Source organism: Pseudomonas sp. Tul2A7, from assembly GCF_054790505.1.
The window spans coordinates 566,353-583,701 of the sequence record NZ_CP186499.1; the positions used below are offsets into that span (position 1 = coordinate 566,353).

Here is a 17,349-nt window from a genome sequence, read left to right on the forward strand (position 1 = left end):
TGCCTGATGTACCGCTATCGCGAGCAGGCTCACTCCTACATTAGATCTGCGGTGTCTGGGGGGATTGGGCGAAGTCCTGGAGTTGTGGGTAGAACAAAGCGAAATCCTCACTCAACGGCTCATACAACCGCCGCAATTCCTGCATCGCCCCCGCCAGTTCTTCCGGCCGGGTCAAGCGCCGCGAGATCCCGCGCAACACCTGTTCCAGCACTTCAAATTCCTGATACGACCCCAACCAGTCATTGGCAACCATGTGCGGGGCAATCTTCGCCAGTCGCTCGGGCAGTTGCCGTTCGCGGGTCAGCACCCGATAAACATCAGCGGTGAAAACCTCCAGCGGCTGCTCGGCATACAGCCGCCAGTCCCGCGCCAGGCAGTGGTCGAAAAACACATCGAGCACGATCCCGGCGTAACGCCGGCGCGTGTCGGAAAACCGCCCCAGGGCGATGTCCACCAGCGGATGGCGATCCGTGAACACGTCAATCCGTCGATGCAGTTGAATGGCCGCCTCCACCTCCGGCGCAAACTGCCCTTGCAGCCGGCCTTTGACGAAATCGCCATACAGACTGCCGAGCAGTTGCCCGGGGCGCTGGCCACCGAGGTGTAAATGTGCGAGATAGTTCATGGGCGCAGCTTAGCACTGCGGCCCATAAGCCATACACCCACGTATCGTTATAACGCGATATACCAATTTATGCTGACGTCAGATCAAAATCATATTGGTGTATCGCGATCCAACGATTTATATTTCGCCACATCGCGATATAGCGTTGTACACATTGTGAGCACCCTGCCATGAACCTCGACCTCGACGAAATAATAAAAGCCCTGGCGCACCCAGTACGGCGAGACATCCTCAACTGGCTGAAAGACCCGAAGAACGAATTTCCGGAACAGTTGCACAACCACGAGTACGGCATTTGCGCCGGGCAGATCGATCAACGCTGTGGCCTGTCGCAGTCGACCGTATCTGCGCATCTCGCGACATTGCAACGCGCCGGTCTGATCAGCAGCCAGAAGGCCGGTCAATGGCACTTTTTCAAACGTAACGAGGACGTGATCCAGGCGTTCCTCAGCACCCTCAGTAAAGAGCTCTGACCCTTAACGTCAGCCAGCCGACAAGGAAACCTGCATGCCCCTCTCGCTCCTCATCCTCGCCTTGAGCGCCTTCGCCATCGGCACCACCGAGTTCGTCATCATGGGCCTGCTGCCCGATGTGGCGGCCGACCTCGGTGTGTCGATTCCCGGCGCCGGTTGGCTGGTGACCGGTTACGCCCTCGGCGTGGCCATCGGTGCGCCATTCATGGCCATGGCCACGGCCAAACTGCCGCGTAAAGCGGCACTGGTCGCATTGATGGGCATCTTTATTGTCGGCAACCTGCTCTGCGCCATTGCCAGTGATTACAACGTGCTGATGTTCGCCCGGGTGATCACTGCGCTGTGCCACGGTGCGTTCTTCGGCATCGGTTCGGTGGTGGCAGCCAATCTGGTGCCAGCGAATAAACGCGCTTCGGCAGTGGCTTTGATGTTCACCGGCCTGACCCTGGCCAACGTCCTCGGTGTGCCGCTGGGCACTGCGCTGGGTCAGCAATACGGCTGGCGCTCGACCTTCTGGGCGGTGACGGTCATTGGTGTGATCGCGCTGATCGGCCTGATCCGCTTCCTGCCGGCCAAGCGTGACGAAGAAAAACTCGACATGCGCGCCGAACTCGCCGCCCTCAAGGGTGCCGGGATCTGGCTGTCGCTGAGCATGACCGCGCTGTTCGCCGCGTCCGTCTTCACCCTGTTCACCTACGTCGCGCCGCTGCTCGGCGAAGTCACTGGCGTGTCGCCGCGTGGCGTGACCTGGACGCTGATGCTGATCGGCCTGGGTCTGACCGTCGGCAACATCATCGGCGGCAAACTCGCTGACAAAGGCATGGCCGCCACGCTGATCGGCGTGTTCATCGCCATGGCCGTGGTCTCCACCGTGCTGACCTGGACCAGCGTCGCGCTGATCCCGACCGAAATCACCCTGTTCCTCTGGGCTACCGCGTGTTTCGCCGCCGTGCCGGCGCTGCAAGTCAACGTGGTGACCTTCGGCAAAGCCGCACCGAACCTGGTGTCGACCCTGAACATCGGCGCGTTCAACGTCGGTAACGCTCTTGGCGCCTGGGTCGGCGGCAGCGTCATCGCCCACGGTTACGGCCTGACCAGCGTGCCGCTCGCAGCCGCCGCACTGGCCGTGCTCGCCCTGCTGGTGACCCTGATTACTTTCCGTCAGAACGGCAATGCCGATCTGGCCCCGGCAACTAACTGATTAACTTTTACTTATGAGGGTTGTAGACATGGCAACTATTTTTGATCCGATCAAACTGGGCGACATCGAACTGGCCAACCGCATCATCATGGCTCCGCTGACCCGCTGCCGCGCCGACGAAGGCCGCGTGCCGAACGCGCTGATGGCGGAATACTACGTACAACGCGCGTCCGCTGGCCTGATCCTCAGCGAAGCCACTTCGGTGACGCCAATGGGCGTTGGCTATCCTGACACCCCGGGCATCTGGTCCAACGATCAAGTGCGCGGCTGGGCCAACGTCACCAAAGCCATTCACGGCGCTGGCGGCAAGATCTTCCTGCAACTGTGGCACGTCGGCCGGGTTTCCCACCCGTCGTACCTCAACGGTGAAGCGCCGGTTGCACCAAGCGCCATCCAGCCGAAAGGTCACGTCAGCCTGGTTCGTCCAATGGCCGACTACCCAACCCCACGCGCACTGGAAACCGCTGAAATCGCCGACATCGTCGACGCCTACCGCACCGGTGCCGAAAACGCCAAAGCCGCCGGTTTCGACGGCGTGGAAATCCACGGCGCCAACGGTTACCTGCTCGACCAGTTCCTGCAAAGCAGCACCAACCAGCGCACTGACAACTACGGCGGCTCGCTGGAAAACCGTGCGCGCCTGCTGCTGGAAGTGACTGACGCGGCGATCGAAGTCTGGGGCGCCGGCCGTGTCGGTGTGCACCTGGCACCGCGCGCCGATTCCCACGACATGGGCGATGACAACCTGGCGGAAACCTTCACCTACGTCGCACGTGAACTGGGCAAACGCGGCATCGCGTTCATCTGCTCCCGTGAGAAAGAAGGTGCCGACAGCCTCGGCCCGCAACTGAAAGAAGCCTTCGGCGGTCCGTACATCGCCAACGAGCGCTTCACCAAGGACAGCGCCAACGAATGGCTGGCCAGTGGCAAGGCTGACGCGGTCGCGTTTGGTGTGCCGTTCATTGCCAACCCGGATCTGCCGGCTCGTTTGAAGGCGGATGCGCCGTTGAATGAGGCGCGGCCGGAGTTGTTTTACGCTAAAGGGCCGGTGGGTTATATCGACTATCCGACGCTGTAATACGCAACACGCAGAAACGCGAAAGCCCCCGACTTGTGAGAGTCGGGGGCTTTTTTGTGTTCGCCGGGAGATTGATTGCGCGGCTGAGTACGCAGCCCCTCACCCCAGCCCTCTCCCAAAGGAGAGGGAGCCGATTTGTGTAGTTTTCAAATTCGGAGTTCGACTGGATTTTTCAGGTCGGTGTAATTCGCAAGAACACCTCGGTCAGTCCCCTCTCCCTCTGGGAGAGGGCTAGGGTGAGGGCAAGCGGCTCACACTCATTCACACAGCAGACACAAATTCCCTACAAAATGCCTAGCTCGCTACGTTTAAACTCCCCCCGCTGCGAAGCTATTTAAAGGCAGGCCAACTGACATAACCTGTGCCAATTACGCATTTGTTTCATTTGCGCAGGCTGGGGCTCAGGCGCAGCATATCCAACCCTGTATCGACCCAACGCTCAGCCTCGGCATGCAACTCAAAGCTGTCCGGCGCCAGCAGCCATCCATACAGAAGGCCATCGATATAGCTGTGAATGCTGATGGCCGCGCGGGCAGTGTCGAGATCTTCCGGCAACTGGCCGCGATTGACCGCATTACGCAACGTCAGAGCGATGCGCTCATTGCAATCGAGACTGACGTCCCGGCGCTGCTGGCGCAAATCGCACATTTCATCGGTGAACTCGCACTTATGAAACAGAATTTCGTTGATACGCCGGGTTTTCGGGTCCAGCGCAACTTGATGAAACAAATGAATCAGCAGTTGGCGCATGCAGCCCAGCGGATCGAGTTCATCTTCACTTTCGCTGGCCCTGGCCAATTCATCCAGCGGTTCACGCAGCGAATCCAGCATGGCTTGGACCAGATCGGCCTTGTTGCTGAAATGCCAGTAAATAGCGCCGCGGGTGACGCCGGCCATTGTCGCGATGTCAGCCAGCGTTGTACGAGCGACGCCCCTTTCATAAAAGGCCTTCTCCGCCGCTTCCAGAATCTGGCTACGGGTTTCTTGAGCTTCCTCTTTGGTACGACGGACCATGACAGTAAAACCTCAAACAGGATGTTTCAGGGATGGCTGAATATCCGCTGAATAAAGAGGGGGCGATCTCTCACGGATCAGCTCCCCGGCCTACAATTTCAAACCTTGCGACGTGTTTTGTAACAGGGTGGATACGACGCCAAGGTATTTACAAACAACCATGAACGTAAGTATATTCCTTAGCAAGCTACTTATCCACCCGGTATCCTTTTTTTACCCTTACACACTTCTTGTGCGCTATTTGCGCGCCTGACCCGAGGATCTTCATGCAATTCAAGCCAGCTGTTACCGCTCTGGTCACTGCCGTCGCCCTGGCATCGCTGCTCAGCGGATGTAAAAAGGAAGAAGCGGCACCGGCCGCTCCACCGCCTCAGGTCGGCGTCGTCACCCTGCAACCACAAGCGTTTACCCTCACCTCCGAGCTGCCAGGTCGCACCAGTGCGTTCCGTGTTGCGGAAGTTCGACCGCAGGTCAACGGCATCATTCTCAAGCGTCTGTTCAAGGAAGGCGGCGATGTCAAAGCCGGCCAGCAGCTGTATCAGATCGATCCGTCGGTCTATGAAGCGACCCTGAAAAGCGCCGAAGCCAACCTGCGTTCGACCAAGTCGATCTCTGACCGCTACAAGCAACTGGTCGACGAGCAGGCCGTGAGCCGTCAGGAATACGACACCGCCGTGTCAAATCGCATGGAATCGGAAGCGTCGTTGCAGAGCGCGCAGATCAACGTGCGTTACACCAAGGTTTACGCGCCGATCTCCGGGCGCATCGGCCGTTCTTCGGTCACCGAAGGTGCATTGGTCAGCAACGGCCAGACCGACGCGATGGCGACGATCCAGCAACTCGATCCGATCTACGTCGACGTCACCCAGTCTTCGGTTGAGCTGCTGGAATTGCGCCGCGAGCTGGAAAGCGGTCGTCTGCAAAAATCCGGTGAAAACTCGGCAGCAGTCAAACTGACCCTGGAAGATGGCAGCCAGTACAAGCTCGACGGTAAGCTGGAATTCTCCGAAGTCACGGTCGACCCAACTACCGGTTCCGTAACCCTGCGCGCGGTGTTCCCGAACCCGGATCACACCCTGCTGCCGGGCATGTTCGTCCGCGCCCAGTTGCAGGCCGGCGTCAACGCTGCGGCCATTCTGGCGCCGCAACAAGGCGTGACCCGCGACCTCAAAGGCACCCCGACCGCACTGGTCGTCGGCGCCGACAACAAGGTCGAACTGCGTCAGCTCAAGGCCAGCCGCACCGTTGGCAGCCAGTGGCTGATCGAAGACGGCTTGAAAGCGGGCGATCGCTTGATCACCGAAGGGCTGCAGTACGTGCGCCCGGGTGTTCAGGTCAACCCGTCCGAAGCCACCAATGTCGGCACCAAGAACCCGGCCCCCGCTCAGGCAGCTGACAAAGCCGCCGGCGGCAAAGGGGAGTAATCCATGTCAAAATTCTTCATCGACCGTCCGATTTTCGCCTGGGTAATTGCCCTGGTGATCATGCTGGTCGGGGCACTTTCGATCCTGAAATTGCCGATCAACCAATACCCAAGCATTGCGCCGCCGGCCATTGCGATCTCCGTGACCTATCCGGGCGCTTCGGCGCAAACCGTGCAGGACACCGTGGTCCAGGTGATCGAGCAGCAGCTCAACGGTATCGACAACCTGCGTTATGTGTCCTCGGAAAGTAACTCCGACGGCAGCATGACCATTACCGCGACCTTCGAGCAAGGCACCAACTCCGACACCGCGCAGGTGCAGGTTCAGAACAAGCTGAACCTGGCTACCCCGCTGCTGCCGCAGGAAGTGCAGCAACAAGGTATCCGCGTGACCAAGGCAGTGAAAAACTTCCTCTTGGTCATCGGCGTGGTATCGCGTGACGGCAGCATGACCAAGGACGACTTGTCCAACTACATCGTGTCGAACATGCAGGATCCGATCTCGCGGACCGCCGGTGTCGGTGACTTCCAGGTCTTCGGTGCCCAGTACGCGATGCGCATCTGGCTCGACCCGGCCAAGTTGAACAAGTACAACCTGACCCCGGGCGATGTCAGCACCGCGATCTCGGCACAGAACGTCCAGGTGTCTTCCGGTCAGCTCGGCGGTTTGCCGGCGTTGCCGGGCCAGCAACTGAACGCGACGATCATCGGCAAGACCCGTCTGCAGACTGCCGAGCAGTTCAAGGCGATTCTGCTGAAGGTTAACCAGGACGGCTCGCAAGTGCGTGTCGGCGACGTCGCTGACGTCGGTCTGGGCGGTGAGAACTCGAGCATTTCCGCGCAGTTCAACGGCAGCCCGGCTTCTGGTCTGGCGGTAAAACTGGCCAACGGTGCCAACGCCCTCGACACCGCCAAGGCACTGCGCAAGACGATTGACGACCTCAAGCCGTTCTTCCCGCAAGGCATGGAAGTGGTGTTCCCGTACGACACCACTCCGGTGGTGACCGAATCGATCAAAGGTGTGGTTGAAACCCTGGTCGAAGCGATCGTGCTGGTGTTCCTGGTGATGTTCCTGTTCCTGCAGAACTTCCGCGCCACCGTCATCACCACGATGACTGTGCCGGTGGTATTGCTGGGTACATTCGGCATCCTCGCGGCGTTCGGTTTCAGCATCAACACCCTGACCATGTTCGGCATGGTGCTGGCCATCGGTTTGCTGGTGGACGACGCCATCGTTGTGGTGGAAAACGTCGAGCGGGTGATGAGCGAAGAAGGCTTGTCACCGAAGGAAGCGACCAAGAAGTCCATGGGCCAGATCCAGGGCGCACTGGTCGGTATTGCGCTGGTGCTGTCGGCGGTACTGTTGCCGATGGCGTTCTTCAGCGGTTCCACCGGTGTGATCTACAAGCAGTTCTCGATCACCATCGTTTCGGCCATGGCCCTGTCGGTTCTGGTTGCACTGATCTTCACCCCGGCGTTGTGCGCCACCATGCTCAAGGCGATTCCGAAAGGCGAGCATGGCACGCCGAAGAAGGGTTTCTTTGGCTGGTTCAACCGCAATTTCGACCGTGGTGTGCAGAGCTACGAGCGCGGTGTCGGCAACATGCTGTCGCGCAAAGCGCCGTACCTGCTGGCCTATCTGCTGATCGTGGTCGGCATGATCTGGCTGTTTACCCGCATTCCAACCGCGTTCCTGCCGGAAGAAGACCAAGGCGTACTGTTCGCCCAAGTCCAGACCCCGGCCGGTTCGAGTGCCGAGCGTACTCAGGTGGTGATCGACGAAATGCGCAGCTACCTGCTGGATAAAGAAGCAGGCGCGGTGTCCTCGGTGTTCACCGTGAACGGCTTCAACTTCGCCGGTCGCGGTCAGAGCTCTGGTCTGGCGTTCATCATGCTCAAGCCGTGGGACGAGCGTAACGCGGACAACAGCGTGTTTGCCCTGGCCCAACGTGCCCAGCAACACTTCTTCAGTTTCCGCGATGCCATGGTGTTCGCTTTCGCCCCGCCTGCGGTACTGGAGTTGGGTAACGCCACCGGTTTCGACGTGTTCCTGCAAGACCGCGCCGGTATCGGGCACGAAAAGCTGATGGAAGCGCGTAACCAGTTCCTCGGCCTCGCCGCTCAGAGCAAGGTGCTCTATCAGGTGCGTCCGAACGGCCTGAACGATGAACCGCAATACCACCTGGAAATCGACGACGAGAAAGCCCAGGCCCTTGGCTTGAGCCTCACCGACATCAACAGCACGCTGTCGATCTCCTTCGGTAGTAGCTACGTCAATGACTTCATCGACCGTGGTCGTGTGAAGAAGGTTTACGTGCAAGGTCAGGCCGGTGCTCGCATGAGCCCTGAAGACTTGAAGAAATGGTACGTGCGCAACAACGCCGGGACCATGGTGCCGTTCTCCGCGTTCGCCAAAGGCGAGTGGATCTACGGTTCGCCGAAGCTGGCCCGTTACAACGGCGTAGAAGCGATGGAAGTGCTCGGCTCTCCGGCGCCGGGTTATTCCACCGGTGAAGCGATGGCCGAAGTCGAAGCGATTGCCAAGAAGCTGCCGGCCGGTGTCGGTATCTCCTGGACCGGTCTGTCCTATGAGGAACGTCTGTCGGGTTCGCAAGCGCCAGCGCTGTACGCTCTATCGCTGCTGATGGTGTTCCTGTGTCTCGCGGCGTTGTACGAGAGCTGGTCGATTCCGATCGCGGTTATGCTCGTGGTACCACTGGGGATCATCGGTGCGCTGCTCGCTACCAGCCTGCGCGGTCTGTCCAACGACGTTTACTTCCAGGTGGGCCTGTTGACGACCATCGGTCTGGCGGCTAAAAACGCCATTCTGATCGTCGAATTCGCCAAGGAACTGCATGAACAGGGACGCAGCCTGCGTGATGCGGCGATCGAAGCCTGCCGCATGCGTCTGCGCCCGATCATCATGACCTCGCTGGCCTTCGTTCTCGGTGTTGTACCGTTGGCGATCTCCACTGGCGCCGGCTCGGGCAGTCAACATGCGATCGGTACCGGCGTGATTGGCGGTATGCTCACGGCCACGATCCTGGCGATCTTCTGGGTCCCACTGTTCTTCGTTACGGTTTCGTCCATCGGCCAGCGTAAGATCGCTGACGAGGATGAAACGACTGAAACTCCTAAAGAGGCTGGCCAATGAGCAAGTCGCTACTCTCCATCGCAGTCGCCGCCTTCGTGCTGAGCGGTTGCTCGCTGATACCTGATTATCAGCAGCCTGAGGCTCCGGTCGCAGGCCAGTACCCGCAGGGGCCGGCGTATTCGCCGGCCCAGGCACCGGCGCAGGCCGCTGCCGAGCAAGGCTGGAAGCAGTTTTTCCATGACCCGGCGCTGCAACAGCTGATCCAGGTGTCCCTGGAAAACAACCGCGACCTGCGTGTCGCGGCGCTGAACATCGACGCTTACGCGGCTCAATACCGCATCCAGCGTGCCGACCTGTTCCCGGCGGTTTCGGCCAATGCCAACGGCAGCCGTCAGCGGGTTCCGGCCCGTGCCTCGCAGACCGGCGAGTCGAGCATCACCAGCTCCTACTCCGCCACCGTCGGCATCAGCGCTTACGAACTCGACCTGTTCGGTCGCGTTCGCAGCCTGAGCGAGCAAGCGCTGCAACAATACTTCGCCACTGAAGAAGCACGTCGCAGCACCCAGATCAGTCTGGTCGCCAGCGTCGCCAATGCTTACCTGACATGGCAAGCGGACAAGGAACTGCTCAAGCTGACCCAGGACACCCTCGGTGCCTTCGAAGAAAGCTACAAGCTGACCAGCCGCAGCAACGAAGTAGGGGTCGCCTCGGCACTGGATCTGGCGCAGTCGCGCACCTCGGTGGAAAACGCCCGTGCCCAACTGGCGCGTTACACCCGTCAGGTCGCGCAGGACGAAAACAGCCTGACCCTGCTGCTCGGCACCGGTATTCCGGCCAACCTGCAAGCGGCCAAACCGCTGGCGGATGACCTGCTCAGCGACGTACCGCCGGGTCTGCCTTCGGATCTGCTGCAGCGTCGTCCTGACATCCTGCAAGCGGAATACAACCTGAAAGCGGCCAACGCCAACATCGGCGCGGCCCGTGCAGCGTTCTTCCCGAGCATCAGCCTGACCGCCAACGCGGGCAGCCTGAGCCCGGATCTGTCCGGCCTGTTCAAGGGTGGTTCGGGGACGTGGCTGTTCCAGCCGCAGATCAACCTGCCGATCTTCAACGCCGGCAGCCTGCGCGCCAGCCTCGACTACGCCAAGATCCAGAAGGACATCGGCGTGGCGAACTACGAGAAGTCCATTCAAACGGCCTTCCAGGAAGTCGCCGACGGCCTCGCCGCACGCCAGACCTACACCGAGCAGTTGCAAGCGCAACGTGACTTCGTTCAGGCCAACCAGGATTACTACCGCCTGGCCGAACGTCGCTACCGCATCGGCGTCGACAGCAACCTGACCTTCCTCGATGCCCAGCGTCAGCTGTTCAGCGCACAACAAGCGCTGATCACCGACCGCCTCGCGCAGCTGACCAGTGCGGTCAACTTGTACAAGGCCTTGGGCGGTGGCTGGAATGCGCAAACTGCGCAGAACGAACCGCTGAAAGAAGAAGCACCGAAGATGAAGTTGTTCTGATCATCTGCTGAATACAAGAAGCCCACCGATTGGTGGGCTTTTTGTTGCCTGTATGAAAGTTGTGGTGTCTGGGCTGCGCCCTTCGCGAGCAGGCTCGCTCCCACAGGGGATCGCATTCCAAATGTGGGAGCGAGCCTGCTCGCGAAGAGGCACTCACTTTCACCCAAAACACCTGACTCAATGTTGCGTTCGATAATCGCCCAAAACCCGCTTTACCCAATTGAATCAGAACATCCGCCCCCCGCACCATTCGATCAACAAAACCAATAACAACAGGTTCGACACCATGCTCCCGCGCCCTGCTCCGACCGGCTGATCGCCGTCGCTTCACCCCCTGAATTCATCGCATTTCTGCACCGTAAAAAACGGCCGCAGCGCACCCGTTCGCCTTAAAAAAACAAGAGAGACCCGAGTCCATGACAACCTCCCCCGCGCCTTACGCAATTCCCGGCCTGATCGCCCTGGCCCTGGCCGGCACGGCGCTGCCCGCTATGGCTGAAGAAGCCGGTTTTATCGAAGGGGCCAAGGTCAACCTGAACCTGCGCAACTTCTACATCAACCGCAATTTCACCAACCCGACCAAAGCTCAGGGCAAGGCCGAAGAGTGGACGCAGAGCTTCATCCTCGACGCCAAATCCGGCTTCACCCAGGGCACCGTCGGCTTCGGCATGGACGTGCTCGGCCTGTATTCGGTAAAGCTTGATGGCGGTAAAGGCACCGGCGGCACGGCGTTGCTGCCGCTGGATCACGACGGTCGCCCAGCGGACAACTTCGGCCGCACCAACGTCGCCTTCAAAGCCAAACTCTCGCAGACCGAAGTGAAGGTCGGCGAGTGGATGCCGGTACTGCCGATCCTGCGTTCGGACGACGGCCGCTCGCTGCCACAAACTTTCCGCGGCGGGCAGATCACTTCGAAGGAAATCGACGGCCTGACCCTCTACGGCGGCCAGTTCCGCGCCAACAGCCCGCGCGACGACAGCAGCATGAGCGACATGTCGATGACCGGCAAAGCGGCGTTCACTTCTGATCGCTTTAATTTTCAGGGCGGTGAGTACGTTTTCAACGAAAAACGCACACAGATCGGCCTGTGGAATGCCGAACTCAAAGACATCTACAGCCAGCAATACGTCAACCTGATACACAGCCAGCCGCTCGGCGACTGGACGCTGGGCGCCAACCTCGGTTTCTTCTATGGCAAGGACGATGGTAGCGCCCGTGCTGGAGACCTCGACAACAAAACCTGGTCGGGTATGTTTTCCGCGAAGTACGGCGGCAACACCTTCTACGTCGGCCTGCAGAAACTCACCGGCGACAGCGCCTGGATGCGCGTCAACGGCACCAGCGGCGGGACGCTGGCCAACGACAGCTACAACGCCAGTTATGACAATGCGCAGGAACGCTCCTGGCAACTTCGTCACGACTACAACTTCGCCGCCATGGGCATCCCCGGCCTGACCCTGATGAACCGCTACATCAGCGGCGACAACGTGCACACCGGGACGATCACCGACGGCAAGGAATGGGGTCGCGAATCGGAACTGGGCTACACGGTACAGAGCGGCGCCCTCAAGAATCTGAACGTCCGGTGGCGCAACTCGACCATGCGCCGGGATTTCAGCAACAACGAGTTCGACGAGAACCGCCTTATCGTCAGCTACCCGATCAGTCTCCTCTAAACACTGATATTCCCTGTAGGAGCGAGCCTGCTCGCGAAGAGGGCTTAACATTCAACAGAGATGTTGACTGATACACCGCCTTCGCGAGCAGGCTCGCTCCCACATTTGATCTCCTACAGGCAGTTATCGCCATTGGTCAGGAGAAGTGGCACTTTGCCGGCCGGCAGGTAAAGTGACAAAACCTGAAGGAATCAGGTGCTTCACCTTTCCGCTTCCGTCGTCGTAGTCGGTCCTCAAGCTGGGAGCCAGGTTGTCATCGGAAGACACCAACGATCACCGGAGGACCACCTCAATGATCTCTCGTCTCGCAACACCCGACTGGGACGCCAAGGCGTACCAGCAGTTTTCCCGTCTCAGGCAACGCCCGGTCAATGAATTGCTCGACCGTGTCGACTTGCAAAACCCGCAACGCATTTACGATCTGGGCTGCGGCACCGGCATTGCCACGCAGTTGCTGGCCGAACGCTGGCCGCGCGCGCAGTTGCAGGGCGTCGACAGCTCGGCACAGATGCTCGCTGAAGCGCGTTGTCTGCCGCTCAGGGCATCGTGGAAACACTGCGATCTGCTCGAATGGCAACCGGAGCAGCCGGCGGACCTGCTGCTCGCCGCCGCCGTGCTGCACTTTATCGGGGGCCATGAAACGTTGCTGCCGCACCTGCTCGGTTATCTGAATCCTGGCGGTTGTCTGGCGGCGCATATGCCGGACTGGCGCGATGCGTTGTGGTATCGGCTGATGCTCGACACCCTCGAAAACGGCGGTCCCGATGGCACGCCGATAGGCACACCTGAGCTGCGGCAGCGCATGGCCGCGCGGCCGTTGTTGGCACTGGAGGATTACTACCGCTTGCTCGCGCCGCTGACCTCGTCGCTGGATATCTGGGAGACCGAGCAATTGCAGGTAGTCGACGGCAAATCACCGGTATATGACTGGGTGAAAGTCTCGGCGCTACGGCCGGTGATGCAGGCGCTGAGTCCAGAGGAACAGACGCGGTTTATTTATCACTACCTGATGCGGGTGCATGAGCATTATCCGCAGGAGGGGGATGGGCGTACGTTGTTTGCGTTCAAGCGGATATTTATTGTCGCCACCGTCTGATTTGTCGCGGCCACTATCGCTATCGCGAGCAGGCTCACTCCTACAGGGGAACGCATTCCAAATGTAGGAGTGAGCCTGCTCGCGATGGCGTCAGCCCGGCCAACGACTATTCTCGGGATTCAACACCCAGTTCATCCCACACCGATTCCGCCAGATGAAACGTCGCATTCGCTGCCGGAATCCCGCAGTAGATCGCGCTCTGCATGATCACTTCCTTGATCTCGCCCCGGCTCACGCCATTATTGGCCGCGGCGCGCAAATGCAGCTTCAGCTCGCCTTCGCGGTTCATGCCGATCAACATCGCGATGGTGATCAAACTGCGCGTGTGCCGAGGCAAACCCGGACGCGTCCAGATATCACCCCAGGCGTGGCGGGTGATCATCTCCTGAAACTCCGAGTTGAACTCGGTCAACGTGGTCAGGCTGCGATCGACATGCGCATCACCGAGCACCGCGCGGCGCACTTGCATACCGTCGTCGTAACGTTGTTTCTCGTCCACAAAAACTTCCTCACTTAGCCTGCAAAAACGCCAACACGCGATCACTGAAATCCGCGCCAGCCTGCACGTTGGACAGGTGCGCCGCATAGAACTCGGCGTATTCGGCGCCGCGTACATGTTCCTGAATAAAGTGCCCACCGGACGGCGGCGTCACCGCATCTTCAGTGCCGGCAATCACCAGCAACGGCACGTTGATCGAAGCCAGTTGCTCGCGGAAATCGGCATCACGCACCGCCGCACAATTGGCCGCGTAACCTTCAGGCGAAGTCGCTGCGAGCATGTCGGTAATCTGCTTGGCCGCTGCCGGATGTGCAGCGGAAAAGTCCGGGGTAAACCAGCGGGCAATCGAAGCATCACGCAGGGCTACCATCGCCGCTGCGCCATCACGCAACACGGTTTCGATGCGTGGATTCCACACCGACGGATCGCCGATTTTTGCTGCGGTGTTGCAGACGATCAGCTTGTGCAGACGATGCCCGGCATTGATGCCCAGCCACTGACCGATCAGGCCGCCCATCGACAGTCCGCAAAAATGCGCGCGCTCGATGTGCAGCGCATCCAGCAGACCGAGCACGTCGTGACCGAGTTGCTCGATGCTGTACGGGCCCGCCGTCACCAGTGATTGGCCATGGCCACGGGTATCGAAACGCAGCACGCGAAAGTGCTCGGTGAACGCTGTCATCTGCGCGTCCCACATGTGCAGATCAGTGCCCAGCGAGTTGGACAGCACCAGCACCGGCGCATCGACCGGACCTTCAATTTGATAGTGCAGTTCGCCATCGGCGAGTTGAACGAAAGCCACAGCCCTCTCCTTTCAGACAGACAATGCGTTGTGTTCGGCCACCGCGCGCTCGACCCAGGTTTTCGCCTGGCCGAGGTAATGAGCGGGGTTCAAAAGTTGATCGAGTTCAGCGTCGCTCAGCTCAGCAGTGACTTGCGGCTCATCACCGAGTACGGCGCGCAAATGGCGCTGCTCGGCCACTGCGCGTTTGCAGCACTGTTCGAGCAGGTGATGCGCGGCGTCGCGGCCGACACGCTGGGCGAGGACGATGCTGACGGCTTCGGCCAGCACCAGCCCCTGAGTCAATTCGAGGTTGCGGGCCATGCGCTCGGCATCGACTTCCAGGCCGTCAGCCAGCAAGCGTGCCTGTTGCAACGAACCGGAAACGAGGCAGCAAATCTCCGGCAAGGTTTCCCATTCGGCATGCCACAAACCGAGGCTGCGTTCATGCTCCTGCGGCATGGCGCTGAACAGCGTCGAGACCAGACCCGGCACCCGCGTCGCCGCGCCGAGCAGCACCGCCGCGCCGACCGGATTGCGTTTGTGCGGCATGGTCGACGATCCGCCCTTGCCCGGCGCCGACGGCTCGAACACTTCTGCGGCTTCGGTCTGCATCAACAGGCTGATGTCACGGCCGAATTTGCCGAGGCTGCCGGCGATCAAACCGAGTACCGCGCCAAACTCCACCACGCGATCACGCTGGGTGTGCCACGGTTGTTCCGGCAAGGTCAGTTGCAGCTCTTCGGACAACGCTTGGGCAATCGGCATCGCCTGTTCGCCCAACGCGGCAAGCGTCCCCGATGCACCGCCAAATTGCAGCACCAGTAAACGCGGCTTGAGTTCACGCAGACGCTGACGACTGCGAGTGATAGCGCCCAACCATCCGGCGATTTTCATGCCGAGGGTAACTGGCGTCGCGTGTTGCAGCCAGGTGCGTCCGGCCAGCGGCGTTGCAGCATGGCGTTGTGCTTGAACAGCGAGAGAGTCAGCCAGTTGCGCCAGATCGCTTTCAATCAACTCCAGCGCCTGGCGCAATTGCAGCACCAGCCCGGTATCCATCACGTCCTGACTGGTCGCGCCTAAATGCACATAACGTTCGGCTTCAGCGTCGCGGGCAGCAATCTGCTTGCCCAACGCCTTGACCAGCGGAATCGCCGAATTGCCGGCCGTGGCAATCGCCTCGCCCAGCGCCGCAAAGTCATACAACCCCGCGTTACACGCCGCAGCAATCGGTGCGACAGCCGCAGAAGGAATCAACCCGACCCGCGCCTCGGCCCGGGCCAGCGCGGCTTCAAAGTCGAGCATCGCCTGCACGCGGCCCTGATCGCAGAACACCTCACGCATATCGCGGGCAGTGAAGTAGGCATCGAACAATTGATTGCCCGGTCGCTGAGTCATAAACAGTCCTTGCCGGCGCGGGCCATCACGGCCCGCGCGCTGCGGGTTAGAGATCGTGGTGCAAATACGCCGCCTGTTTCGGCAAACGCAGACTGAACAGGAAGGCGATCGCCATCATCGCCGTCACGTACCAGTAGAAGGAGTTTTCCATGCCGATATTCTTCAGGCTCAGGGCGACGAATTCCGCCGAACCGCCGAAGATCGCGTTCGCCACCGCATAAGCCAGACCGACGCCGAGGGCGCGGACTTCCGGCGGGAACATCTCGGCTTTCACCAGGCCGCTGATCGAGGTGTAGAAACTGACAATCGCCAATGCCACAGTGATCAACACAAATGCGAGGAACGGGCTGCTGACGCTTTTCAGGCTGAGCAGAATCGGCACGGTAAACAGCGTGCCGAGCGCGCCGAACCAGAGCATCGAATTACGTCGGCCAATCTTGTCGGCGAGCATGCCGAACAGCGGCTGCATGCACATATAAAGGAACAGCGCGCCGGTCATGATGTAGCTGGCGGTCTTGGCGTGCATGCCCGCAGTGTTCACCAGATATTTCTGCATGTAGGTGGTGAAGGTGTAGAAAATCAGCGAACCACCGGCGGTGTAACCGAGCACGGTGATGAAGGCGGCTTTGTGATCGCGGAACAGCGCGGCGATGCTGCCAGCGTCTTTGTGTTCGCGGGTTTCCTTGTTGGTGGTTTCTTTCAGGCTGCGACGCAGGAACAGCGAAATCAGCGCCGCCACCGCACCGACCACAAACGGAATCCGCCAGCCGTAGGCGCGCAGGTCTTCTTCGGTGAGGAATTGCTGCAGGACCACCACCAGCGACACCGCCAGCAGTTGCCCGCCGATCAGCGTCACGTACTGGAACGAGGCGAAAAATCCGCGCTGGCCCTTGAGGGCGACTTCGCTCATGTAGGTCGCGGTGGTGCCGTACTCGCCGCCGACCGACAGGCCTTGCAGCAAGCGTGCGAACAACAGCAGGACCGGTGCCCAGACGCCGATGTCTTTATAGGTCGGCAAACAGGCGATCAGCAACGAGCCGAAGCACATCATCAGAATCGAGATGAGCATCGAATTCTTGCGCCCGTGCTTGTCTGCAACCCGGCCAAAAATCCAGCCGCCAATCGGGCGCATCAGGAAGCCGGCAGCGAACACGCCAGCGGTGTTGACCAGTTGCACCGTCGGGTTGTCGGAGGGGAAAAACGCCGGGGCGAAATAAATCGCGCAGAAGGCGTAGACGTAGAAGTCGAACCATTCGACAAGGTTGCCGGACGAGGCGCCGACAATGGCAAAGATGCGCTTGCTGCGCTCTTCGCCGGTGTAATGGGAGGTGGTGGTTGTCATTGTTTTGCACTCGATAGGGACAGTGAGAGTCTAGACATACTTTGCAACAGTCCCGTTCCACAGTTCCATCTGCAACACAGTTCCCTTGTAGGAGTGAGCCTGCTCGCGATGGCGGTGTGTCATTCAGACCAT

At 60.0% G+C, this 17,349-nt stretch carries 14 protein-coding genes; 8 read left to right on the forward strand and 6 right to left on the reverse strand.

The window, feature by feature from the left end:
- Nucleotides 1–40: 40 nt before the first annotated feature.
- Entirely contained in the window at nucleotides 41–625 is a 585-nt protein-coding gene (locus ACOYXJ_RS02680; protein ID WP_460367759.1) for an acyl carrier protein phosphodiesterase, read from the reverse strand.
- Between the two features lie 170 nt (nucleotides 626–795).
- Between ACOYXJ_RS02680 and ACOYXJ_RS02685 the strand changes: the two genes are divergently transcribed.
- From ACOYXJ_RS02685 to ACOYXJ_RS02695, 3 genes are read left to right on the forward strand one after another with little or no spacing between them, the layout of a single operon-like run.
- A complete protein-coding gene (locus tag ACOYXJ_RS02685) occupies nucleotides 796–1,098 on the forward strand; it encodes an ArsR/SmtB family transcription factor (protein WP_007917068.1) in 303 nt (100 codons plus the stop codon).
- 34 nt (nucleotides 1,099–1,132) lie between these two features.
- On the forward strand, nucleotides 1,133–2,299 hold the full coding sequence (locus ACOYXJ_RS02690) for an MFS transporter (protein ID WP_034153084.1): 1,167 nt from the start codon (nucleotides 1,133–1,135) through the stop codon (nucleotides 2,297–2,299).
- A gap of 28 nt (nucleotides 2,300–2,327) precedes the next feature.
- Nucleotides 2,328–3,377, forward strand: coding sequence for an alkene reductase (locus ACOYXJ_RS02695; RefSeq protein ID WP_460367762.1), 1,050 nt, complete (start codon nucleotides 2,328–2,330; stop codon nucleotides 3,375–3,377).
- A gap of 381 nt (nucleotides 3,378–3,758) precedes the next feature.
- Here ACOYXJ_RS02695 and emhR read toward each other — a convergent pair whose 3' ends face one another.
- Nucleotides 3,759–4,391 (reverse strand): efflux system transcriptional repressor EmhR, encoded by a 633-nt coding sequence (gene emhR, locus ACOYXJ_RS02700; RefSeq protein ID WP_016982806.1) that lies wholly within the window; start codon nucleotides 4,389–4,391, stop codon nucleotides 3,759–3,761.
- A 266-nt stretch (nucleotides 4,392–4,657) separates the two neighbouring features.
- Between emhR and ACOYXJ_RS02705 the strand changes: the two genes are divergently transcribed.
- The 5 genes from ACOYXJ_RS02705 (at nucleotide 4,658) to ACOYXJ_RS02725 (ending at nucleotide 13,197) form a co-directional block, all read left to right on the forward strand.
- Nucleotides 4,658–5,815, forward strand: a complete 1,158-nt coding sequence (locus ACOYXJ_RS02705; RefSeq protein WP_460367764.1) for an efflux RND transporter periplasmic adaptor subunit — start codon at nucleotides 4,658–4,660, stop codon at nucleotides 5,813–5,815.
- 3 nt (nucleotides 5,816–5,818) lie between these two features.
- On the forward strand, nucleotides 5,819–8,968 hold the full coding sequence (gene emhB / locus ACOYXJ_RS02710) for an efflux RND transporter permease subunit EmhB (RefSeq protein WP_460367766.1): 3,150 nt from the start codon (nucleotides 5,819–5,821) through the stop codon (nucleotides 8,966–8,968).
- Complete coding sequence (emhC, locus tag ACOYXJ_RS02715; RefSeq protein WP_150730686.1) at nucleotides 8,965–10,425, forward strand: efflux RND transporter outer membrane subunit EmhC; 1,461 nt, start codon at nucleotides 8,965–8,967, stop codon at nucleotides 10,423–10,425. The genes emhB and emhC overlap by 4 nt, the downstream gene beginning before the upstream one ends.
- A gap of 416 nt (nucleotides 10,426–10,841) precedes the next feature.
- Nucleotides 10,842–12,101 (forward strand): OprD family porin, encoded by a 1,260-nt coding sequence (locus ACOYXJ_RS02720; RefSeq protein ID WP_460367768.1) that lies wholly within the window; start codon nucleotides 10,842–10,844, stop codon nucleotides 12,099–12,101.
- 292 nt (nucleotides 12,102–12,393) lie between these two features.
- Nucleotides 12,394–13,197, forward strand: coding sequence for a methyltransferase domain-containing protein (locus tag ACOYXJ_RS02725; RefSeq protein WP_460367770.1), 804 nt, complete (start codon nucleotides 12,394–12,396; stop codon nucleotides 13,195–13,197).
- 106 nt (nucleotides 13,198–13,303) lie between these two features.
- Here ACOYXJ_RS02725 and pcaC read toward each other — a convergent pair whose 3' ends face one another.
- From pcaC to ACOYXJ_RS02745, 4 genes are read right to left on the reverse strand one after another with little or no spacing between them, the layout of a single operon-like run.
- Nucleotides 13,304–13,696 (reverse strand): 4-carboxymuconolactone decarboxylase, encoded by a 393-nt coding sequence (gene pcaC / locus ACOYXJ_RS02730; RefSeq protein WP_025110738.1) that lies wholly within the window; start codon nucleotides 13,694–13,696, stop codon nucleotides 13,304–13,306.
- Between the two features lie 10 nt (nucleotides 13,697–13,706).
- Complete coding sequence (gene pcaD / locus ACOYXJ_RS02735) at nucleotides 13,707–14,498, reverse strand: 3-oxoadipate enol-lactonase (RefSeq protein WP_460367772.1); 792 nt, start codon at nucleotides 14,496–14,498, stop codon at nucleotides 13,707–13,709.
- Nucleotides 14,499–14,510: 12 nt separating this feature from the next.
- Nucleotides 14,511–15,875, reverse strand: a complete 1,365-nt coding sequence (locus tag ACOYXJ_RS02740; protein WP_460367774.1) for a 3-carboxy-cis,cis-muconate cycloisomerase — start codon at nucleotides 15,873–15,875, stop codon at nucleotides 14,511–14,513.
- Between the two features lie 46 nt (nucleotides 15,876–15,921).
- Nucleotides 15,922–17,217 carry an MFS family transporter gene (locus ACOYXJ_RS02745; protein ID WP_007917096.1) on the reverse strand — a complete coding sequence of 432 codons (1,296 nt, stop codon included), beginning with the start codon at nucleotides 17,215–17,217 and terminating at the stop codon, nucleotides 15,922–15,924.
- Nucleotides 17,218–17,349 lie beyond the last annotated feature (132 nt).

Coding starts and splice junctions, on each gene's coding strand:
- ACOYXJ_RS02690 (WP_034153084.1), top strand. CDS start 1,133: ATGCCCCTCTCGCTCCTCATCCTCGCCTTGAGCGCCTTCGCCATCGGC.
- ACOYXJ_RS02705 (WP_460367764.1), top strand. CDS start 4,658: ATGCAATTCAAGCCAGCTGTTACCGCTCTGGTCACTGCCGTCGCCCTG.
- emhC (WP_150730686.1), top strand. CDS start 8,965: ATGAGCAAGTCGCTACTCTCCATCGCAGTCGCCGCCTTCGTGCTGAGC.
- ACOYXJ_RS02745 (WP_007917096.1), bottom strand. CDS start 17,217: ATGACAACCACCACCTCCCATTACACCGGCGAAGAGCGCAGCAAGCGC.
- emhR (WP_016982806.1), bottom strand. CDS start 4,391: ATGGTCCGTCGTACCAAAGAGGAAGCTCAAGAAACCCGTAGCCAGATT.
- ACOYXJ_RS02725 (WP_460367770.1), top strand. CDS start 12,394: ATGATCTCTCGTCTCGCAACACCCGACTGGGACGCCAAGGCGTACCAG.
- ACOYXJ_RS02740 (WP_460367774.1), bottom strand. CDS start 15,875: ATGACTCAGCGACCGGGCAATCAATTGTTCGATGCCTACTTCACTGCC.
- ACOYXJ_RS02685 (WP_007917068.1), top strand. CDS start 796: ATGAACCTCGACCTCGACGAAATAATAAAAGCCCTGGCGCACCCAGTA.
- ACOYXJ_RS02680 (WP_460367759.1), bottom strand. CDS start 625: ATGAACTATCTCGCACATTTACACCTCGGTGGCCAGCGCCCCGGGCAA.
- ACOYXJ_RS02720 (WP_460367768.1), top strand. CDS start 10,842: ATGACAACCTCCCCCGCGCCTTACGCAATTCCCGGCCTGATCGCCCTG.
- ACOYXJ_RS02695 (WP_460367762.1), top strand. CDS start 2,328: ATGGCAACTATTTTTGATCCGATCAAACTGGGCGACATCGAACTGGCC.
- emhB (WP_460367766.1), top strand. CDS start 5,819: ATGTCAAAATTCTTCATCGACCGTCCGATTTTCGCCTGGGTAATTGCC.